This is a genomic window from Alteromonas sp. McT4-15 (assembly GCF_020515205.1).
In the GTDB taxonomy this organism is placed as follows: Bacteria; Pseudomonadota; Gammaproteobacteria; order Enterobacterales; family Alteromonadaceae; genus Alteromonas.
On sequence record NZ_JAJALG010000013.1, the window covers coordinates 76,634 to 98,818 of the forward strand.

At 41.7% G+C, this 22,185-nt stretch carries 17 protein-coding genes; 6 read left to right on the plus strand and 11 right to left on the minus strand.

Annotation, left to right across the window (positions count from 1 at the left end; genetic code table 11):
- The first annotated feature begins 87 nt into the window (after nucleotides 1–87).
- Nucleotides 88–2,682: a TonB-dependent receptor gene (locus LHL20_RS11405; protein WP_226433415.1), complete on the plus strand. Its 2,595-nt coding sequence runs from the start codon at nucleotides 88–90 to the stop codon at nucleotides 2,680–2,682.
- A 66-nt stretch (nucleotides 2,683–2,748) separates the two neighbouring features.
- Here the strand turns inward: LHL20_RS11405 and LHL20_RS11410 are convergent, their stop codons facing one another.
- The 10 genes from LHL20_RS11410 to hsdR all read right to left on the minus strand — a co-directional run bounded on the left by LHL20_RS11410 (nucleotide 2,749) and on the right by hsdR (nucleotide 17,033).
- The gene (locus LHL20_RS11410; protein ID WP_159626337.1) at nucleotides 2,749–3,144 is read right to left on the minus strand and encodes an MAPEG family protein; all 396 of its coding nucleotides are present in this window, start codon (nucleotides 3,142–3,144) and stop codon (nucleotides 2,749–2,751) included.
- Between the two features lie 171 nt (nucleotides 3,145–3,315).
- Nucleotides 3,316–3,960 (minus strand): adenylate kinase, encoded by a 645-nt coding sequence (adk, locus tag LHL20_RS11415; protein WP_202261948.1) that lies wholly within the window; start codon nucleotides 3,958–3,960, stop codon nucleotides 3,316–3,318.
- A 323-nt stretch (nucleotides 3,961–4,283) separates the two neighbouring features.
- Nucleotides 4,284–6,206 (minus strand): molecular chaperone HtpG, encoded by a 1,923-nt coding sequence (gene htpG / locus LHL20_RS11420; protein ID WP_226433416.1) that lies wholly within the window; start codon nucleotides 6,204–6,206, stop codon nucleotides 4,284–4,286.
- A gap of 159 nt (nucleotides 6,207–6,365) precedes the next feature.
- Complete coding sequence (recR, locus tag LHL20_RS11425; RefSeq protein WP_226433417.1) at nucleotides 6,366–6,965, minus strand: recombination mediator RecR; 600 nt, start codon at nucleotides 6,963–6,965, stop codon at nucleotides 6,366–6,368.
- A gap of 6 nt (nucleotides 6,966–6,971) precedes the next feature.
- Nucleotides 6,972–7,916, minus strand: coding sequence for a hypothetical protein (locus tag LHL20_RS11430; RefSeq protein ID WP_226433418.1), 945 nt, complete (start codon nucleotides 7,914–7,916; stop codon nucleotides 6,972–6,974).
- A 410-nt stretch (nucleotides 7,917–8,326) separates the two neighbouring features.
- Nucleotides 8,327–10,051: an ATP-binding protein gene (locus LHL20_RS11435; RefSeq protein WP_226433419.1), complete on the minus strand. Its 1,725-nt coding sequence runs from the start codon at nucleotides 10,049–10,051 to the stop codon at nucleotides 8,327–8,329.
- A 12-nt stretch (nucleotides 10,052–10,063) separates the two neighbouring features.
- On the minus strand, nucleotides 10,064–11,302 hold the full coding sequence (locus tag LHL20_RS11440) for an SIR2 family protein (protein ID WP_226433420.1): 1,239 nt from the start codon (nucleotides 11,300–11,302) through the stop codon (nucleotides 10,064–10,066).
- A gap of 15 nt (nucleotides 11,303–11,317) precedes the next feature.
- A complete protein-coding gene (locus LHL20_RS11445) occupies nucleotides 11,318–13,069 on the minus strand; it encodes a restriction endonuclease subunit S (RefSeq protein ID WP_226433421.1) in 1,752 nt (583 codons plus the stop codon).
- Nucleotides 13,069–14,544 (minus strand): type I restriction-modification system subunit M, encoded by a 1,476-nt coding sequence (locus LHL20_RS11450; protein ID WP_226433422.1) that lies wholly within the window; start codon nucleotides 14,542–14,544, stop codon nucleotides 13,069–13,071. The genes LHL20_RS11445 and LHL20_RS11450 overlap by 1 nt, the downstream gene beginning before the upstream one ends.
- 44 nt (nucleotides 14,545–14,588) lie before the next feature.
- Entirely contained in the window at nucleotides 14,589–17,033 is a 2,445-nt protein-coding gene (hsdR, locus tag LHL20_RS11455; protein WP_226433423.1) for an EcoAI/FtnUII family type I restriction enzme subunit R, read from the minus strand.
- A gap of 363 nt (nucleotides 17,034–17,396) precedes the next feature.
- Here hsdR and LHL20_RS11460 point away from each other — a divergent pair, with 363 nt between their 5' ends.
- The 5 genes from LHL20_RS11460 (at nucleotide 17,397) to LHL20_RS11480 (ending at nucleotide 21,483) form a co-directional block, all read left to right on the plus strand.
- Nucleotides 17,397–17,624, plus strand: a complete 228-nt coding sequence (locus LHL20_RS11460; protein ID WP_226433424.1) for a hypothetical protein — start codon at nucleotides 17,397–17,399, stop codon at nucleotides 17,622–17,624.
- Between the two features lie 618 nt (nucleotides 17,625–18,242).
- The gene (locus tag LHL20_RS11465) at nucleotides 18,243–19,217 is read left to right on the plus strand and encodes a MarR family transcriptional regulator (RefSeq protein WP_226433425.1); all 975 of its coding nucleotides are present in this window, start codon (nucleotides 18,243–18,245) and stop codon (nucleotides 19,215–19,217) included.
- Nucleotides 19,218–19,547: 330 nt separating this feature from the next.
- On the plus strand, nucleotides 19,548–19,925 hold the full coding sequence (locus LHL20_RS11470; RefSeq protein ID WP_226433426.1) for a hypothetical protein: 378 nt from the start codon (nucleotides 19,548–19,550) through the stop codon (nucleotides 19,923–19,925).
- A gap of 63 nt (nucleotides 19,926–19,988) precedes the next feature.
- Nucleotides 19,989–20,249 (plus strand): hypothetical protein, encoded by a 261-nt coding sequence (locus tag LHL20_RS11475; protein WP_226433427.1) that lies wholly within the window; start codon nucleotides 19,989–19,991, stop codon nucleotides 20,247–20,249.
- 88 nt (nucleotides 20,250–20,337) lie between these two features.
- Nucleotides 20,338–21,483, plus strand: a complete 1,146-nt coding sequence (locus LHL20_RS11480) for a RelA/SpoT domain-containing protein (protein WP_226433428.1) — start codon at nucleotides 20,338–20,340, stop codon at nucleotides 21,481–21,483.
- A gap of 20 nt (nucleotides 21,484–21,503) precedes the next feature.
- On the opposite strand, the gene LHL20_RS11485 is transcribed toward LHL20_RS11480, so the two are convergent.
- Nucleotides 21,504–21,905, minus strand: coding sequence for a hypothetical protein (locus LHL20_RS11485; protein ID WP_226433429.1), 402 nt, complete (start codon nucleotides 21,903–21,905; stop codon nucleotides 21,504–21,506).
- Nucleotides 21,906–22,185 lie beyond the last annotated feature (280 nt).

A 22,185-nucleotide genomic window follows, 5' to 3' on the forward strand; every position in this document is an offset into this window, starting at 1 on the left:
CTTAAGTGTAACCAATGCTATTCATAAATTTGCAACAGAACACTGCTTGCAAACACACAACAAGTAAATGGAAATAAGGAAATAATAATGAAACATGGTTGTAAAATAAGTGCCATCGCAGTGGGATTGGCATTTTCGGGATTAACTACACTGACGCCTGCCTACGCGCAACAAGCTGACGAAGAAGCAGATAATTTAGAACGCATTGCGGTTACAGGCTCGCGCATTAAGCGCACTGATATGGAAGGCCCATCGCCTGTTCAATCTATTGATGCTGGCATGATTGATAGCATGGGCTATGAAAACCTCCAACAACTTCTTGAGCGTATGCCTGCGACTGGCGCAGGTACATTCTCAACACGAAATAACAGTCAAGACTCAACGGCTAATGGTGCTGCAGCGGTATCGCTTCGCGGTATGGGGCCAGATGCAACACTGGTACTTATCAACGGGCGTCGCGTCGCGATAAGCTCTTTCGCAGAAAGTATTACCAATTCGTTTGTTGATATTAATTCAATTCCTGTCGCAGCTATTGAGCGTATTGATATATTAAAAGATGGCGCTTCCGCTATTTACGGCTCTGACGCCGTAGCAGGCGTAGTGAACATTGTGCTTAAGAAAGACTTTGACGGCCTTGAACTCAATGCCGGTTACGGCGGTACAACAGGTCCGAACTATGATGAAACGACAGCCAGTATTCTATGGGGTTCGCAAAGCGAAAAAAGCAGTGCGACAGTAATCATCGACTATTTTAATAATAGTACCTTAGGTGCTGATGAAATGGGCCGATTTGGTACGGCTAACCAATCGCCTTATGGCGGTATGGACTTTCGTTCATCACGAGGCTACCCAGGTTATTTTTATGTAGATGGCGTTAAAACTATCGACCCAGATTGTCCAGCTGAAAATGCAACCGCATCGGGCAGTTGTTTATTTGACTATGGCCCATTTGGGTTGACGATCCCAGCATCTGAGCGTGTTGGCTTTATCGGGCAATTCGACTATAAAATTTCTTCTGACACCACAGCATTTTTAGAAGTTGCCATGCAACACAACACATCAGAAGCAGGTGGTGCTGCCACACCTTTAGATGAAGATGCAGGTTTGACAGTGCCGGGATCTCACCCTAATAACCCGTTCGGGCAAGATATTGATATTGGCCGCTATCGTCCGGTAGATGCAGGTCCTCGTCGCTGGGATATAGAGTCAGACACCCTTCGTCTTGTGGCAGGTCTTCGTGGTCAAATTGCAGATTACGACTGGGAAGCATCAGTGCAAAAAGGGCGTAGTCGCTCAGAACAAAGTGGTGACCAATCACAAGGCTGGGTTCGCGTAGACTGGCTCCAAGAACAAATCAATCTTGGCAACTACAACCCATTTGGTGGCGTAACCAACCCACAAAGTGTTATTGATGAAATTACGACTAGCCTAGTTCGTCGCGGCGAGTCGCGAATGACGAGTTTTGATGCGCATATCTCTGGTGAGGCTTTCGATTTTGGCGACGACGTCGTCATGATGGCGGCAGGTGTCGAATATAGAGAAGAAGAAGTGTCTGATGTACCAGACATTCAATTTCAACGCGGGCTAATCTTTGGTACTGAATCTGTATCTGCCGCAGCAGAGAGAGATCAATACGCTGCGTATCTAGAACTTTCAATTCCGCTCGCCGAACAACTTGAGTTACAACTAGCGGGTCGCTACGACCACTTTAGTGACTTTGGTAGCACCACCAACCCTAAAATTGCACTTCGTTGGGCACCCAGTGATCAAGTTACTGTTCGAGGTTCATGGGCACAGGGTTTCCGTGCGCCGTCATTGGCACAGATTGGCCTAGGTCCTTCACAAAAAAGTGTTTTCTTTGTTGACCAATATCGTTGTGATGCCACAGGACAAGATTGTGATTCACTCGACTACAACATTGAGTTTGGGGGTAACCCAAATCTTGATGCCGAAGAATCTGAATCGTGGAACGTAGGTGTCATTTATGCACCCATTCAAGAATTGGGCTTAAGTATTGATGTTTGGAGTATTACGCAAGACAACAAGATTGATGAGCAGCAATTTGGCCTAGTGTACGACGCTGAATGTAATAATCAGAACAGTACGGTTTGTGTGCGCCTTGCGCCTCAACAAGGAGAGTCTTTGGGCGTAATCCAGAAAATATTTAACACATACCAAAACGTATCATCGCAAGAAGCATCGGGCATAGATTTCAATGCTAACTACAGTATGGATATGAACGAGTATGGCAATGTACGTTTCAGCCTAGATTGGTCTTATCTGAACAACTTTGAGCGAAACAATCTAGATTTCACAGGAGAATACGGCTATCCAGAACATCGCTGGTTATTTGCAACAACGTGGTCAAAAGGCGCGTTTGATGCCAACCTAAATATTAGCTTTATCGGTGAGTTTGAAGATACGCCAGACATTAATTTCGACGGTGTACTCGACTTTGAAGAGAATACCTCTCGCACCGTAGACTCACAAATGTTGGTCGACCTGCAAGTAGGCTATAACTACAGCGACAATCTTCGTCTTGTACTGGGTTCTAACAACCTACTTGATGAAGAGCCACCATTTGCTATTGGTAATGGCGATAGTGACTTGTATGGCTATGTAGGTGGCGTACACAATCCTAGAGGGCGTTTCGTATACTCAAAAGTTACCTACCGCTTTTAATGTAAAGTACATCATTTAAAATAAAACGCCCACTTCTGTGGGCGTTTTCATATTTCACAACGTCGGCTAAAGGCCAAAGTGAATAAGTATCAAATTCCCTATCGCAGCACATAGCATTGCAATAAAGGTAAGGATCATTCCAGCAAAGCGCTGCCAGCTCACTCCAGCGTGTTTACCAAGACCATATGCGTGCAAAACGCGACCAAACAATAACGCGCTCCCTAGCGCATGTACAGCCCACATTTGGCCTGTATTTGCCTCAAAGCATGCAATCATGATTAAAGTAATAGGAACATATTCGCTGAAGTTACCATGTGCTCGCGCTAAACGACTCAAATCCTCATGTCCACCATCACCGATACCAACTTTATGCCGACGCCGTGCGCCAATCACAATTATTGATAAATAAAGGTAGCAAATACCTAACAAGCTTGCGTAAAACGCCGTAATTGGCAAAACCATGGTGTGCTCCACATGTTATTGTTATATGTAAATCGAGACTATCAAAACCTTCATACGGCCTTGTCTAAACCCACTTCTTAAAACGTTATTAAACGTCATCAGTTGAAAAGTTACAAGCCACAAAAAAGGCCGCATTATGCGGCCCTTTTCTACAACTTGAAACGCGGGTACTTAACCCAAGCGCTCAGCCAGTTCGTTACTGACTTCTTCAACCGGACGTGTACCGTCTAGTTTGTGGTAAGCACAGTTACCTGCCGCGGCTTCTGCACTGTAATAATCTACTAGTGGCTTTGTTTGCTCATGGTAGATTGCTAGGCGCTTACGGACAGTCTCTTCTTTGTCGTCATCGCGAACAATTAGGTCTTCGCCAGTTTCGTTGTCTTTACCTTCCACTTTAGGCGGATTGTAAACAACATGATATACACGACCTGATGCAGGGTGAACACGACGGCCGCCCATGCGCTCAACAATCACGTCGTCCGGCACATCAAATTCAATACAATGATCAACCGAAACACCTGCCTCTTTCATGGCATCAGCCTGAGGAATTGTGCGAGGAAAACCGTCTAATAGGAAACCATCTTTGCAATCGTCTTGTGCGATGCGCTCTTTAACCAAACCAATAATGATTTCGTCAGATACTAATTTTCCTTCGTCCATGACGCGCTTAGCTTGTAAGCCTAACTCTGTGCCAGCTTTGATAGCCGCACGAAGCATGTCACCAGTTGAAATTTGAGGAATACCATATTTGCCCATTAGAAACTGAGCTTGTGTGCCCTTACCCGCGCCAGGAGCGCCGAGAAGAATGATTCGCATGAGTGCGTTCTCCGCTTATGATTTTTGAACTTTTTTACTTCCGGCACTTTACACATTCAACAGTTGAGTGACAAGTGTAAGCAGCACCGTTAGGTGAATCTTAAGACTAATGGCGAATATATATTCAGCTTATAGGCGTAATTGATTATTTACGTCTACCAATATTTTATTCTGCAGGCCAATAATAGTGAGATTTTTATCTTAAGAGCCTTATAAACGCTTCGAATATAGCACAATTAAGATCACAAACTTACATTTGTTGACAACACGTATAAAAAAACGGGCGTTACGCCCGTTTTTAGCTATTTAATATTGTTAGCGCATTACTTTGCTAACTTCATCAGCAGTGTGTTCAGGTTTTGAACAAAGGTTGATGGATCTTTCAAGCTACCTTGTTCAGACAACGCTGCTTGATCGAACAATACACCAACCCACTGATTAAACAGTTCTTCATCCTGCGTATCTGCTAGCAGTTTAACTAAGCTGTGCTCCGGGTTTAGCTCGAAGTGATATTTCACATCCGGTACAGTTTGTCCGGCTGCTTGCATCAACTTCATCATTTGCGTTGTCATGCCGTTATCGTCAGCCACGATAACCGCAGGTGAATCAGTAAGACGGTGAGTAAATTTCACATCAAGAACTTTATCACCTAACGCTGCTTTAGCACGCTCTAGAACGCCTTCAACCTCTTTCTCGGCTTCTTCTTGTGCTTTTTTAGTCTCTTCGTCTTCTAAATCACCTAGATCTAAGTTTGCTTTCGCAATAGAAACGAACTGCTTTTCGTTGAACTCAGTCAGATGAGACATTAGCCACTCGTCAATGCGCTCGCCCATAAGAAGTACTTCAATGCCTTTCTTACGGAAAATCTCAAGGTGCGGACTTGATTTAGCAGCTTGCAAGCTATCTGCCGTTACATAGTAAATCTTGTCTTGGCCCTCTTTCATGCGCTCAATGTAGTCAGCTAGTGATACCGTTTGCGCATCTGAGTCACCGTGAGTTGAAGCAAAGCGCAGTAGACCAGCAATCTTTTCACGATTGCTAAAGTCTTCCGCAGGACCTTCTTTAAGCACATTACCAAACTCGTTCCAGAAAGACTGATATTTCTCAGCGTCATTTTTCGCCATTTTCTCAAGCATTTGCAATACGCGCTTCGTACAGCCTTGACGCAGTGCTTGTGTAATCTTGTTATCTTGTAGAATTTCGCGAGATACGTTAAGCGGTAAATCGTTGCTATCAAGCAAGCCTTTTACAAAGCGAAGGTACGTTGGCATGAACTGCTCAGCGTCATCCATGATGAACACGCGCTGTACGTACAGTTTTAACCCATGGCTTTGATCGCGGTTCCACATATCAAACGGTGCTTTTGAAGGGATATACAGAAGACTGGTATACTCTGTTTTCCCTTCAACTTTGTTATGCGCCCATGCGAGTGGATCAGCAAAGTCGTGCGAAATATGCTTATAGAACTCGTTATATTCTTCATCTGAAATATCAGACTTTTCGCGAGTCCACAGCGCGGTAGCTTTGTTTACAACTTCCCACTCACCTGGCTGGGCTGCAATTTTTTCACCATCAGGACCTTCACTTTCAGGTACTTCTTCTTTCCACATTTGAACAGGAATACTGATGTGGTCAGAGTATTTACTCACGATAGAGCGAAGACGCCACGCGTCAGCATACTCTTTTTCATCTTCACGAAGATGAAGGGTAATCTCTGTACCTCGAGTCGGCTTGTTGATTTCAGCGATAGTGAATTCGCCTTCACCGTCTGAAATCCACTCAACACCCGCAGAGGCGTCAGCGCCTGCTGCGCGTGTGCGAACCGTTACTTTATCGGCAACAATAAATGCTGAGTAGAAGCCAACACCAAACTGGCCAATTAGCTGTGAATCCTTGGCGCTATCGCCAGACAATTTACTAAAAAAGTCTTTAGTACCTGACTTTGCAATTGTACCTAGGTTAGCGATAACTTCGTCGCGGGTCATACCAATACCATTATCGGTAATAGTGACGGTATTTGCTTCTTTATCTACGCTTAGTTTAACGTTTAAATCGCCGTCGTTTTCATAAAGGCTGTCATTTTCCAACGCTCGAAAACGGAGCTTGTCTGCAGCATCGGCGGCATTTGACACTAACTCACGTAGGAAAATCTCTTTGTTTGAATACAAAGAGTGAATCATTAGATGAAGAAGCTGTTTTACTTCTGTTTGAAAACCGTGGGTTTCTTTGTGGGCTGCTTCAGCCATAATCCAATATCTCCTCATTGAATGGATTTCGCTACTGTTAGCGAGGTGAGGACGTTGGATGCATTTTTCAACGTTTAGCACAAAAATTTATTAATTAGCGGTGAAAATTTTTGGTGCACAGCGGCTTACATACAAATAAACCGCTGTTTGAGTAAAATGTTAAAGCTTTCGTCTGCCTGAAAAAGCATGAGTTAACGTATTACCGTCGATATATTCGAGCTCTCCCCCCACTGGTACGCCATGAGCAATGCGAGAAGCCTCTACACTGTGAGAGGCACATAGCTGAGCAATATAGTGTGCCGTAGCCTCACCCTCAACAGTAGGGTTGGTCGCCAATATAACTTCATTGATGCCGCCAGCTTTAAGTCGAGATTCAAACTCATCAAGACCAATTTCATTTGGCCCTACACCATCAATTGGCGACAAATGCCCCATCAGCACGAAATACTGGCCTTTGTAGCTCAGGGTCTGCTCAATAGCTAAAACATCTTGTGGGCTTTCAACAATGCAAAGTAATCCGCTAGCCTCCCGTTCTGGATGCCGGCAAATATCGCAAAGTTCATCCTCGGTAAAGGTTCGACAGCGTTTGCAGTGATGAATATGTTCCATCGCGTTATGCAGAACATTACTCAAGTCGATTGCGCCAGTGCGGTTTCGCTCTAACAAATGAAACGCCATACGCTGAGCACTTTTGTTCCCCACTCCAGGTAAACAGGTCAATGCTTGAATAAGCTCTGAAAGTAATGGACTAAACTTCATAAAAATTTACTGCTTTGTTTGTTTATTTTGATCTGAATCTTCACGATATTTAATCACGATACGCTTTACCTGGTCGAGTTTAACTTCATATACATTTCCACCGAATAAGCCTTTGTACTCTTCGTCAGTAAATATGAGAGTATTGTCATCATAAAACGTTACCGCTTCCTTTTGAGTAACAACACCTAAGTCAATACGCGACACATCGCCACTGAAAAAGTTGTCACCTACAAAATTCTCGAACAACCAAAGGCTGGTAGAATCGAGAAGTACCAATTTCGTTCTGTCTGGACTAATGGCAGCAGACGTGATCCAACATAATTTCTCTAGTGTTGTACACGTTTTAAACTCACCGATGAATTCAGCATCAAAATTTGCCGCATGGTCGCCGACCTTATAAAGCTTAGTAATACCATCGAATGGTTTTGTGCGATTTTTAGTGAACAAATACAAGTTACGCTTATACTCAACAAAAGCCTCTAAGTCGTAATTTTTGTCTTCGGGTTTTACTTTACCTTTCGCCATTTGCGGATAGGTAAATTTGATAATCTCTGCTTTAGTGGTATCGGTTTTTATATCTATTGGGTTTTCAATTTTATATATGGTCAACCAACGACGGTCATTGTCGTTATTACCAAAATCCCCTAAGAAAAAGTGCCCAAAGCGATTTTGAGTCATATCTTCCCAATCGACATTTTTGGCGTTGGTCACCGTTACTTCTCGAGCAATAGTGCCATCTTTATTTAGCATATACAGCTTCGGACCATCACCACTGTCGTTGATAGCCCAAAGGCGCTTATATTTATCAAATTCGATGCCCGATATTTCTTTTAACTTTGGGTCGACATTAACAGTCTTCATGCTGAATAACTCATGAACACTTAAAAAGAACGCTGCTGCCGCTATAGGCAGCAAAAAAACGGTAGAGATAACTAAGCCTTTCCTTAGCACTACGAAAACCTCTAAAAATGGGATAATGAATTAAGTTTAAGATAGGGTATGCATCAACTACGGTATGCTTCAATTAAATTATAAACGTGTAAAAACGAAAAAGGACCATTTCGTTAAAACAAAAATGGCCCTTCTATTACACCTAGTCAGAATTGCTCCCGACTTGGGGTATTTATTCTTTAAAACGGCATTTTGAAGCCAAATGAGGCTTCGTTGCTGATGAGTGCTGATTTGCGGTATTTCGCGGCTTGTAGCGTTATTGACATGGTTTTCATCACTCAATATTACTCTTTATTACTTAACTTTTGGCCCCTATTTGACCCCATATATTACCAAGAGCCGGAGCTTACTTAAGGGAACTTAAGGGAACAGATATTATCTTTTTTTGAAACCCATGACTATTACAAGTTTTATCTACGCCCCCACGCTGAAGAAAAGGACGCACTTGTTGATTCAGGTTCATTTGTAGGTTTCCTAATTTTTACCATCATAGGAAATGGAAAATCCACTCCTAAAAGTAACGCTTCTCCCTGCCCTAGAACTGGTAGAAAAGAAGCGGATTTTTGGTCGATTGAACCGACAGCTTTCTTGACGATGTCCTGATCTAGCTGGTTAGTGAGTCTGTGCACGATCATTGTACCTACCTGACTTAAAACATCTTCTGGAATGTCTCTTGGACGCTGCGTTGCTATTGTTACATTAAGGCCATATTTTCTGCCTTCTTTAGCTATATTACCAAAAGCATCTAATTCTACTCTACTCGTTTCATCACCAATTTTCTTATTCAAAAATTGGTGCGATTCATCAATGAAAACTAATAGAGGATTTTCTTGGGAGATTACTCCGTTTCGAGCTAGGGAAAGTAACTTTCTACCTATTGCATTTACTAATACCTCTCTAGCATTCGCTTCAAAAGGCACTGAAGATAAATCAAGCCTCAATATTTCGCTGTTTGCAGACGCTGCTAAAGAATCTAATAAACTTGGTATCGTATTTAATGAAGGATCACAATCAATCATCCAACGAAGGTGGTTATTTTCTGACATTGCTTTTATTCTTGATAACAGATTTAAACAATGTCCAACATCGTTATCAGCCTTTCCTCCCCACTTGGTTGTGTCTGGAGCACGAGCATTACCAGCAGAAGGCCATACACACTCATTTATAATTTGATCAGCTAAGAGGCTAAACCTCCACGGTATCTGATTGATCCGTCCAGATATGCTCTGAATTGCAGTTTCTATCGGAGCCTTAAGCTGCTCTGCTTTCACCAATAGATAGTTTGATGAAATTGGCAAGCCATGACTTGGATTTTGATAAAATGAGGTGACTACTTTTAGGCTCTGAATTGCAGACTCTAATTTAGGCGATTGACTTTGGGCTGAGGGCCGCAACAAAGCACGTAAATCACTATCGGTAAACATCCAATGCGGAAACGTGACATTTGTATTTGTGGAACGGGTATTTGCACCGACATAATAACTTGTGCACGGGAGTGTACGATATTCACCAGTAGCATCAATTAATAAAACCTTACCTCCAGCTTGTCTAACCTGCTCTATTAATGTTGCTGTTGTATAGCTTTTACCACCACCAGTAGTCCCTAAGATGGCGCAATGTCTTGAGAATAATTTCTCAGGGCTGAGGTTAATTTTTACTGATCGATCATGAGGCATTTCTGCTATCGGTAAATTGATATCACCATCCTTCGACGACAATCCTTCAGCTAATTTTGATACTAATAGAGGATGAGCAGAATATACTTGTGCGCCTAGTTTAGGGTAACGCCGAATACCCTTATAATTTTCACCATTTTCCACATCCACACTAACCAATAGCTGAACTAGGCCGATGGGATTATTCGTGGGGATACTATCGTCCAGAGCATCAACACTTAATCTTTCACCACTCTCAAGCCAGACCTTTACAATACGACCTAGAATAGAATGGCCTCCAGCATCAATAAATATATACTCATTGACCTCACCAGCTGAAAGCCTGCCGCCGAGGAGCCAAACATTATCTCCAGAACCAGAGTCAGTTAAATTAACTTTAGCATCGGTTGCAGAAACATCAATTAAGCTACCAATTCTTCTCTTGGAATCATGTGGAGAAAACCAATCACTCGCAGACATGTAAAATCCTTTTTATTGACCAACTAGATCTTTAATAGCCTGATAAACTCTTTCTTCGGGTGTCACCTTCTGCCTTTCAGGAATAAGTGAACACAAATCATCAAAAGAACAGTCAACCATCATTGTTCTGGCATCTCCAGCAATCATTAAGTTAGTTAACATTGACCGAACTGACGAGTTAAATGCTCCACTTGGATTAAAAGGATCTTTTGTTGCTACGATTAAATTGAATTCAGGGTTCGTACGCAAGGCCATCGAAATGGCATTGTTCAAGTGTTTATCGTTAAAACCAAATCCTGCACATAGTAGAGAAGTTTTCGGTTTTTGGAGTGCATCTAAAAAAGCCGACATCATATCAATATAGGGAGAGTCATAAGAACTTTGGTACTTGGAACTACTAGGGTATATGAATACTGGCTCACAATCCCCATCTTCAGTGAAAGATAGCTTCCGAATAGACCCGTTAATTTTTACCCAGTCGACAGAACCATGCAATTTATATAAATGCATTAAATTTGAAAGGTAAGAACCAGTCTGTTCATTAGCTTGTGTTCTATTAACTATATCGTAATTAAACCAAGCAGGATTGAAGCGGGACGGTTTAGAGAATTCAAAGCCATCAATAACGATTACTCCATTATTGGATGCTGCATTCTCAAAAGCCAAATCATAATTCGTTGTAAATAGCTTTAGCCTTTTTTGCTTTGGAGTTCTTTTAGAAAGAGTTCTGATAAACCTATTGTGTGCAGACCACTTTTCATTTGAAACTTTGTCACAAAAATTAGTGGCATCAAATATAACTTTTTTAGCCAACTTTAAAAAACGTTCAAGCTGCCCTTGCCTAGTTCTCGATAAAGTTTTTAGCTCTATATAGGAGTCACATAATGAAAGAAGCAACTCAATATCTTCTATTATCTCGCCTGTAGAATTAGTCTGTGCAGTCTCACTATATCTAACGGCACTTCTCACTAAACCGAATAACTTATCGTCAGCATTCTTACATAAATTCCACAAATCCCACATGCTAGGAGCAACTTTAGGCTGCCCCACAATTTGTGAATTAAGTGACAACGATGTTCCTGAACCAGCTAAAACTATCAGATTCTCAGAGTCCACTAGCCGATTTAAAAATGAAGTAACTGGCGCTAACTGCTCCTGAACATCATCACCACTCAGATCTACTTCAGTTTGCAAAAGCCCGCCAGAAGCATCTCTGTCATTACCAGCATATAGATATTTCAAGCTACTCATTCTCTCTCCTTGACTCTAGTAGTTGGCTTTTACTGAATCCGCCACATTACTTATTGTTCTTTGAACTGTCTGTAATTTTGATTTCAATTCATCACAAATAGCAACCAGATAACGTACTCTCTCAGATATCCTTTTTTGCTCCATTATTGGGGGAATACTGAGGGTTAAAGAACTAATATGCGTTTGATTTACTGTTTTCTGACCTGCGGTACTAATAAATAGATCAGAAATTTTATCTCGAACTAGACGAGAAGAACCTAAAATCGCAAGATAATTTGGCTCTATACAAGGTATTGGGAAACGCATTCTGATAAAATGATCACAGTAAATGGCATCAGTTACTTTTTCTACAGTTATAAATCGACCAACAATTTCTGAACTACCGTTTACCCTTATAATTAAAGTATCACCTTTCTTTAATAAGTATTTTTCGATAGTCTCCTCATTTATTATTAAACGTCTTGTGTCATTTTCACTTATTCTCCAGTCCTTTATATCTGCTAGTCTAAGAACTATTGTCTCCTTACCCTTTTTGTCACCTCTACTTGAGACTCCATTTTGAAATTGAGGTATTAAAGCTCCTAGTCTAACTACTGCCCATCCTTCTGGAGTGCTAAATGGAAAATCGCTTTCATTAACTTCTTTTAATTCTGTCTGTTTTTTTATTTTCTTATCTTTTATTAACTGTACTTTTTCTACTTCGATGCGTTCCAGTAGTTTTGATGCAGGTTCGTCGTTGGGGTCTTGTTTTACCAGTTTGCCCATGACTGCGAGTTGAAGGATGGTTTGTTTCAGCTGGTCGATACTGTCTTCTGTGGTAAATAGCACGTCGAAATGTGCGCTGATGCGCTGCCAGCTTTCGTTTAGTTCGTCTGCATCTTTTGCGTTAGTGAGCGTTTCTAATAATGATTTTACGAGTGTTTGATGCGCTTTGATACTGGCTTCGGTTTGTGACTCTAATTGGTCACAGAGAGCCAATAACGCATCTACCTTAGCAACAATTCGCTTTTGTTCTTCTTCGGGTGGAATCGGTATTGGTAATTCTGTAACGTCTTTCACCTTTAGGTTTGGTTGCAAACCATTACCACTGAACCTATTTTGATATGTGTTCAAAACATAGGAACTTCTCAATACCAAATACAGATATCTATTATTGATATACGCCCTGCAAGCTGCGACGCGCTGGTTTAAAAGAGATTTGTCATAAGTTTTATTGCAAAGGCTAACTTTTAATCCATCACTTATATATGGTCTAGTTAGAGCCAATATTATATCGCCCTCAAATACTAGGAATTTGTTGTGTTCCTCTTTATATCGCTCAGGTAAAAACTCATCTGTTTCGACTAACTTGCCCACACCTGCATTCGTAATTTTTATTACTCGACACCCATTTTCTTTTGAAAAGTCTTGACTCTTAAATGTATTACCAGAGAAAACCCTCGCACAAAAACCTAGGTTTAGCCAACGCCATGATTCTGGAATTTGAAACGGCACAACTGTAGATAAATTTACTTTCTCTAAATTAACCTTATTTCCATCAGTCTTATTTTTACTGACTAAAACTGAGATAAGCTCATCTACAGATGAGTCACTAATATTTTGCGTAGTTAGCTTACCGTGAATCGCTAAACTTAATACCAAATCTTTTAGTCTTTTAATCCCATATAATTCAAGCTTAGTGGAACTCCCCCGCCCTGAAGCTGATTTGGTTTTGATTGCCGATGTCCAGATATCCAGATTTTCAGTAATAATTCTCTCTACTGACATTAAGCTTTACCCTCAGTGCCTGATGACAGGGCTTCTGCCAGTATGCCCTTAAGCTGATCGCGCAATACCTGAATTTCTTGTTGCTGTGTTTCGTATTGCTTAAGCAGTTCATTAGGATCATGGCTTTCTACTTCGCCTACGTGCGGATTTTTAACATCCAGGTTGAAGTTGCGTTCGATGACCTCTTCGATAGATACTTTCCAGGCTTGCTCATTTTCTACTCGGCTGGCAAATCCATCCTCTTCTGTGCCCCACCATTCCTGTTCAGTTTGGAACTCTTCAAACTTCATGGGCTTGGTTTTGGAGTAGTTTTTCACGCCATCTGGGTAAGGGTGCTCGTAGAACCAAATCTCGCTGGTTGGCTTTCCCTTAGTGAAAAACAGCAGGTTGGTTTTAATGCCTGTGTAAGGGTTAAACACGCCGTTAGGTAGTCGAACTATGGTGTGCAGATTACACTCTTCTGTCAGCAGCTTTTTGATTTTGGTTTTGACACCTTCACCAAAGAGTGTGCCGTCCGGCAAAACCACCGCTGCGCGTCCACCGTCTTTGAGCACTTCAATAATTAGCTGTAAAAACAGGTCGGCGGTTTCCCTTGTTTGCATATCTGAGGGGAAGTTCTTCTCGATACCGTCTTCTTCGGTTCCACCAAATGGTGGGTTGGTTACGATAACATCAAATTCACTATCCCAGTTTGAAAGTGGGCGGTTTAGCGTGTTGTCGTGCCTGATTTGCACAGGTACTTCAATACCGTGCAGCATCATGTTTGTGGTAGCTAACAGGTGTGGAAGCTGTTTCTTCTCAACGCCGTGAATTTGGTTTTGCAGTGTTTTATGGTCAGCTACGGTGTTTACATATTTTGATTTTACGTGGTCAACTGAACAGGCTAGAAATCCACCTGTGCCGCAGGCGGGATCGAAGACTTTATCGCCCAGTTTTGGGTCTACCCTGTCTACAATAAAACGGGTTACAGCACGGGGCGTATAGAACTCTCCTGCATTACCAGCGCTTTGCAGATCACGTAAAATTTGCTCGTAGATATCGCCGAATAAATGACGTTCTTTTGAGTCGGTAAAATCGATTTCATTGAGCTTATTGATCACTTGGCGTAGCAGCGTGCCGTTCTTCATGTAGTTGAAGGCATCTGAGAACGCTTCACGCACGATAAAGCCACGGGGATTCTTAACGATTGGCGCGGTTAAGTTTTTAAGCGCTGGGAATAGGTCATCGTTCACAAACTCCATTAACTCATCGCCTGTGATACCTTCATCATCCGCTGCCCAGTTACGCCACAGGTACTTAGGTGGAATTGGCTCACGGTAGTCATCCATTTCAAATTCCAGCTCTTCTTCTTGGGCATCGAATATTTTTAGGAAGAGTAACCATGACATCTGGCCTAAACGCTGAGCATCACCATCAACGCCAGCGTCTTTTCTCATGATGTCCTGAATGGATTTAATAACGGTACTAATAGACATACTTTCTTATTCTCTGATTCTTTATAATTCGGCCTGAGCGTTGCTCAGGCTGATTTATCTGGTGTGGTGCTGTAGATGGCTTTTTCCAGTTCAGCTATGGCTGCTTCATACTGTTTTGGCCCACCAAATCCTTTCTTGGCAATTTCGATGGGGCGGCCAAATTCTACAACTTTACCTGTTTTAAGGGCGTCTTTGCTTTCAAGGGCTTCTACGCCCTCATCACTGTATTTATTCAACAGTTCATTCAAAACGGCCTGCGCCATTTCGCTGTACTTGGTGAAGTAGTTGCGCTTTTTAACATTATTTGCGCGTTCTTTGCGCGTTAGCGGAGGCTGGTCGAAAACAACATGACATATCATATCAAATGGGTCTAATTCTTTCCCAATTTCTGCTTCCAATACTTCCCAAATAACACCTTCAGACGCTAATTCATCTATGATGGCTTGTTTACGCTCAGCACTGTTCCAGCGCTTAATGAAGTCATCGAGGGATGCAAAAGATTTCGTGAGAGTCTTCTTGGTATAGTCTTTAAATGACTCGGTAACGAGTTTGCCGTCTTCATCATAATACTGAACGCGCTCCCCTACTTTCTTAACCGCTACACCATTGATGTGATATTTGGTGACGGTGGTTTCTTCATCTTCGTCCCAACCTGTTTGTGGTGAATCTCCAACTTCAGAGAAATCAAAGTCATCATCGCAGCTAAGACTATCGGGGCTATCTGTAGTGCCTTCGGGTTCACCCTCTGTGTCGTGCCCGTCTAGAATATCGTTAAAATCAGAATCTTCATCATTGATATCACTGGGCTTAGTGTTGATAACTTTTTCAGGAATACCGTCGAAACGCTCATCTGCAAAAAGCTCTGTGGCCTTTTTGAAATCGAGGATAGTGAACCAGAGCTTGCCAAATTTGTCATCGATACGGGTGCCTCTGCCGATGATCTGTTTGAACTTGGTCATACTCTGAATGTTCTGATCGAGCACAACCAGCTTGCAGGTTTTGGCATCAACACCCGTTGTCATAAGTTCTGATGTAGTTGCGATAACAGGATAAGTGCGTTTGGGGTTAATGAAGTTATCCAGCTGGCCTTTACCAATGGCATCATCACCTGTGATCTTCATGACGTACTTATCATTTTTGGCATATTGTTCTGGGTTACAGTTAATTAGCGCCCTGCGCATTCGTTCGGCATGGTCGATGTCGTTACAGAACACAATTGTTTTTGCTAAGGGATCGGTACGTTTCAGGTAATTAGTAATTGTCTCTGCCACCAATTGAGTGCGCTCATCAATGACTAAGGTGCGGTCAAAGTCTTTCTGGTTATAGATACGGTCTTCAACTTCATTGCCATGCTTATCAACCTGACCTTTGGTTGGTCTCCAGCCTTGTAAGTCAATGTCGAGATCCACACGAACCACTTTGTAAGGCGCAAGAAAGCCATCTTCAATGCCTTCTTTTAATGAGTACATATAAACTGGCTCACCAAAGTAGTCGATGTTAGACACTTCATCGGTTTCTTTAGGTGTGGCAGTTAAGCCGATCTGAGTAGCAGCGCTAAAGTATTCAAGAATTTCGCGCCACGCACTCTCTTCTGATGCACTGCCTCTATGGCATTCATCAATCACGATAAGGTCAAAGAAATCGGGATCGACTTGCTTATAAGCCTTCTGGCTTTCGTCGGGGCCAGTTAATGCCTGATATAGCGCCAGGTGAACTTCATAAGCAGGGTCGACTTTTCTGCCCGTGATTTTCGTCATTGCCTGGCCGAAAGGCTGAAAGTCATTAATACGAGTTTGATCGACTAAAACATTTCGGTCTGCCAGAAACAGAACACGCTTCTTCGCTTTGGCTTTCCACAAGCGCCAGATAATTTGAAAGGCCGTATAGGTCTTACCCGTGCCTGTTGCCATTACAAGCAAAATCCTGTCTTTTCCTGAGGATACTGCTTCTACGGTTTTATTAATTGCTTGTAACTGGTAGTAACGCGGCGATTTACCAGAACCATCGTCATAGTAGTCTTGCGTGATAATGGGTAACTGTGATTCTTTATAATCTTTATACGCACAATACTTTGCCCACAATTGTGAAGGCGTTGGGAAGTCTTCTAGACTAATTTCGGTTTCAAGTTGCTGAGAATTCGTTTTGTCATGAAAGATAAAACCGTCACCATTGCTGGCAAAAATGAAGGGCACATCGAGTAGTTTGGCGTAATCTAGCCCTTGCTGCATCCCTTTACCGATTTCATGCTTATTGGCTTTGGCTTCTATAACAGCCAAGGGCATTGAAGGTTTGTGATAAAGCACTATATCAGCGGATTTTACTTTTTTACGTGCAGCGACCATACCGCGAACGACAACTTTACCATCACGCAGTTTTACTTCCTGCCGGATTTGGGTCATATCATCCCAACCAGCCTGCTTTATAGCAGGTATGATGTACTTAGATATGATATCGGTTTCTGATAGCGCTTTTTTGTTCACTGAACTCATACGTACTCCGTATACAGTTCACGTGAAGGGCCAATGACCGTGCTCTAATGAGAACTGGGTTGATTCCCTTCAGCGTGACGAGATAGTCCTTTTGTGCGATGCTCGCGTGTATTCGCCTTTTATTAGACAAAAGTATCAGAACACCGCTTTATTGTCACTCATACATCCGACATGTCTGATTTGCGCGAACCTCTGACTATCAAATCAACTTATGATTAAAGCGTAATAATTACGCGATTTGAAACTACTATCAAAAGCAGAATCACTCCAGAAGTCAGCGGTTAAAAAAAAAGCTTTGCTGCAATCTCAAAAATTCTCCTTGTCTGGCCCTTTTTAAGTCCGAAGACATAAAAGGAGAAATACATGAAATGTAATCGGCAATTTTTTATTGCATTGTTTGACGTACTTAGCTCACAACTAATCACGATTGGAGACATTCTATTTGTGATTTTTGTTGTCCAGCTAATAACTCAATTCGAAGTGGCAGAGAGTTATCCGTTTACCGGAATGAAAGGCTATTTGCTAATTTTGCTTATCTATTTATTATCGCTTGCTTGTCACTTACAAAGTGCAAGGCTGCGAAAAAAATAGAACGTTCTTGGAGCACCCGCTGGGTGCTCTTTTTTCTTCTAATTATTTGTCCATTACCACCCGCAACTTGCTTTTCGCTCTCATCGAAGATGCAAACAACGTAATCGGTACGATTATGTAAAAAAGCTTGAGCAAAGCTCAATAACGACTGCGCAGATAATAGTTTTGTGAAACAGAACAATTATCGGAGCCGGAGGCAGCATCGCAGATTTAGCCAGATTTCATTTTGCTTATGCAAAATTGCTTGTAATTACGGAGTAATTGCAAGCAACTGAAACACCAACGGTGTGAACTCTGCGATGGGGTATTCAAAGCGCAGCTTTCCCTGAGTAGAGCATGGTGGAATGTGGCTAAATCAGCGGTAGCTGACTCCGAGCAACGCTTCTGTCGAATTCGCGTAGCAATGAGTGCCTGAGCAGCGACGAGTCGCGTCCGCTCAGGCTTGCAGAAGTGTTGCTACAACGAAGTTGTTTGTGTTTTTCGTCAGAAAATCACTATTGCTAAGCACACTGCTTAGCGTTGCGAAGCTTGGGCATAGTGCAAAGCATTGTGCCCCACCCTGCCTATTTATCCTCGTGTGAATCTATTTACTTTCGACGTAAAAATACAGGAGAAAATATGAACTACGTTGAAAGAGCAATTGAAAAATCACTGACGCATATCATTATAGCGGGAGCTTCAGATCCAGGTACTTTGGGTATGCAAAGAGAGAATGCCGTTCTGGCAATTCTCGGGGCTTTTCGAGTTTCCAGTAAGAGCGTATTACAGCGTCACTTGGGACTTAGTCGAGAGGCAGTGAACAAACTCGTAAATCGCATGAAGAAAAAGCAGCTGATTACTTTGCACAGTTCTTTTGCAAACACTGATAAGGGATTTATTTTACTCACCTCACAAGGCATCAGAGAAGCTGAGTTTCTTTTGAATAGAGAGCTGCACCTTCGTTCTGATGCGAGCAGAATCAATGAGCGAAATTTAATACATGATCTCTCAGTTCAAATAGTAATTTTGGATTTAGCGAAGCGTCAAAAGATCACTGGATTCGCATCAGAAAAAGACCTCGCGATACTGCTTGAAAATCGAGGCAATGACCAGCGATTGGTCGATGGTTTAGTTGTAGATGCCGACACAGGGTGTACTGTCGCAATTGAAATGGAGACATCTAATGCAAAGAATAAGGGGAACGGCAAGCTCCGAGAGGGCATCCTCACTAAATATCTACAAGAGCTTGAAGACACTAATGGCTTATATGAGTTCGTTTACATGTACAGCCACAGACAGCGTTTTTTGACTCAGATCGAAAAGGCCCATTCGAAGTTGTTTTCAGCTAATCGCTCACAGTTCTCTCGTGAGCAACAAACTTTACTGGCGAGCCGCATTAAGTTTAAAGCTCAAGAATGTAATGTTATTTACGAACTCATGTTCAATAGTAAACGTCAGTTAGGCGACGACAAGTTAGAGTTAGTTCGGAAAGATTCATATCTACAACAGTTAGAAGAACTCGAAAAGTTAGCTCACACAACAGGAGACAGAGTTATTCAAATCCGCCGTGACGGATTCATAGAAGCAGGAAAGTTAATGGGGTTGATTGAATAACAAAAACTCAGTTTGACCTATAGGGAGCCTGATGGCTCCCATCTTTTGTCCTCTATTGCTTCGACAACAAACGCAAATCGCGATGATTATTGCTCATCATCTACAGCCAGCACCTCTAGGCTGGCTGCGAACCGTGACAAAAGCGCAGCCGAGGTTTACCGCACTTTCAATATTATTCCCATATGACTGAAGAATATGGCTAAAGAAAGTAAGACTGTGGTTCTGCATACATAAATATGTAGTCACCGTCCTGGATAAATTTCTGTTTACAGCGCTTTGTGTATCCCTATCTGTCAAAATTTTTCAAAATTCATCACAAACGAGGTAATCATGTCGATTACGGACATCAAAAAAACGAAAGCTACAAACCTTGGGACTACTTACTTCCGTCTTGAACGTCTAGAACGTACGCTTCACATTGCAATACGCTGTAAATACAAGACTTATAATTCAGAAATCATTCGCCAAGAAATAATTTCAAACCATGATATTGACTGGGAGGAAAGAAGCAAAATTGTAAAACAAGCTGAAGAGCTAGCCGAAAAGTTATGGGACATAAAACTGTCAGCAACAGCCGCATTAGAACCATACATACCACATGATATGCGCTGTGACTTTGAGAATGATGCAGCAGAGGGACTAAATGAATGTCTAGCAGAAATCCGAGCTACTAAGGAGTCTATAGCAGCACGTTACGAGAGTTGGTAGGTAGACGAATAATTCGCCTACAAAGCCCCTAGTTAGTTAAAGGACTAACTAGGAGTAAAACAAATGAGAATATACTATGAAAGCCTTTTCAACGCGTGCCTGAAACTAAGCGGGAAGTGGATGTCGCTGAGCAATGCAATAATTGCTATTGCGACAATTAATACGCTCTGGAACCTCGCTTTTTTGCTGCTGGATTATCCAGAGTTCATTGTATACCAACCCCTTTCGAATAGACTGTACCTAATTGCTTTTGGGTGTCTTGGGGTCGGTCTAGCTCTTGCGTTAATTGCGTTTTTTGCTATGCGAAAATTGGAAGGCGAATGATATTGAGCACCCGTGAGGGTGCTTTTTTTTATCTATATTAAAGTGTACCCTTTCCAGAAATCGCGTTGGATTATAGAGAGTCGATATTTTGCAAGTAAGCAAACCAAAATTTTCAGGGAAGCAAATTACAAAAGCGGGTAAGTTCTTAGCATTTGGAAATTATGAGGATAATAGCGAGTTCAACCACTGCTTTGATGTCCTCGTTTTCTGGAGAAGTGAGCACTCCGATTCATTAGAAATGGCCTTCACTCTTTTGCAAAAAGTAGTCCTCCCCATAGAAAAGGACGCTCTTTTTGCTAAACGTTTAAAAAGATACGTTTCTATAGTGTCTAAACTACAACGCTTTGAAAGCATGACGCTGAAAAAAATGCAAGATATAGGCGGATGCAGGGCTGTTGTATCAAGCGAAAAAAAAGTCAGAAAAATAACGAGGGAGCTAAGAAAAAATAACACTTTCAAATATTCTGACAATCGCTTTCGGTTCAAAGACTACATAACGAACCCCAAGCCTGATGGGTATCGAAGCTACCATATAATAGGCCAATTTCCTTCTAAAGATAAGACGCTAAAAAATATAGAAGTTCAGATTAGGACATATTTACAGCACTATTGGGCAACTGCACTCGAAATAATCGACCTTTTTACCAATCAATCTTTAAAGACAAACCAGGGAAAAAAGGAATGGGAAGATTTCTTCAGGCTCGTTGGAAGTTTGTTTTCTGTACTTGATAAAGTTACTAACTATCATAATCTCAGTCTAGAAGATCGTATCAGTGGATATTTCATCAAGTCTGAACAGTCAAAAGTCGACACTGGCGAAATGTTAGACAGCTTAGCAAAAATAATTAGAAAGCTTGATGTTGTAAAGTTATTTTCATCGTTTGCTAATTCGTTAAAAATTGTTGGTGACGAGCTTAAAGATCACGAAGAAGCTGGGTATATTTTGTTAGTGATTGATCCAGATAATGGTCAGCTGGAATACACTATCTTCAACCAAAGAGATTCAGACTCAGCACAAGAAAAGTATGCACATCAAGAAAGTGTTGCAGCCTCCCCCCACAATAATTTAATTGTTGCTCTCGTTTATACGAGCAGTATAGAAGATGTAAAGGAAGCTTATCCCAACTTTTTTGCAGACTCCTCTAGGTTTATTGAACATTTAACAACCCTAATACATGCTGAAAAAATCGTTCGACAAAGCGTAATAAGACGAACTATGTCGAATCTCTTCTAAAAAAGGGCTGCAAAGCAGCCCTAGAGTAAATCGATCTGTTCAGTCCATTCGTCAATCGCATCAGCAGAAAAATACCGCTTTTTTGAAACTCCAAACGTGTTCTCAAATTCGTCAGCGTCAACAACATCAGAGTTGATGAAATTGACGATTTGAATCTCGAATAGCAAAAACAATAAACATCGCTCATGGGGTTCAAAATACTTCTTTTGAAACCCCTCCGGTAGTTGCTGTACTAGAGCATCTGACAGAACAAAACCATTAGTGATGAAATATTCGTCTTTATGCTCGTAAATATAATCGAGTGTATTTGGGTCAAAGAACCAGCATAGACGGAACTTATCCGGCCACTCTGTTCTGGTTGAACGTTTAAATTGATGAATAAACTTGATATTCAGATCATGTGTATTTGTCTTGTTGCTCATTTATAAGTCCTGATAGTAAACCTCAGAACTAACTAGCCACTCTCCAGGGGAATTTTGTGAAAAGCTAACGCCATATATTGGACGAAGCATTAAAATATAGAATATTTGGAAGGTGAAGCGAATCGATTTGGCAATCACATTGCTGCTGAGCTATCGCAGTCAATGAAATTGAAGTTAGCAGTTGCGTATTTCGGTGAATCCGAACGGTCATTTCGGTTTTATCCGATCACTTTTTCTTCTTCTTTTTCGTCCTTGCCAGTTTTACCTTAAGTGATCGGAT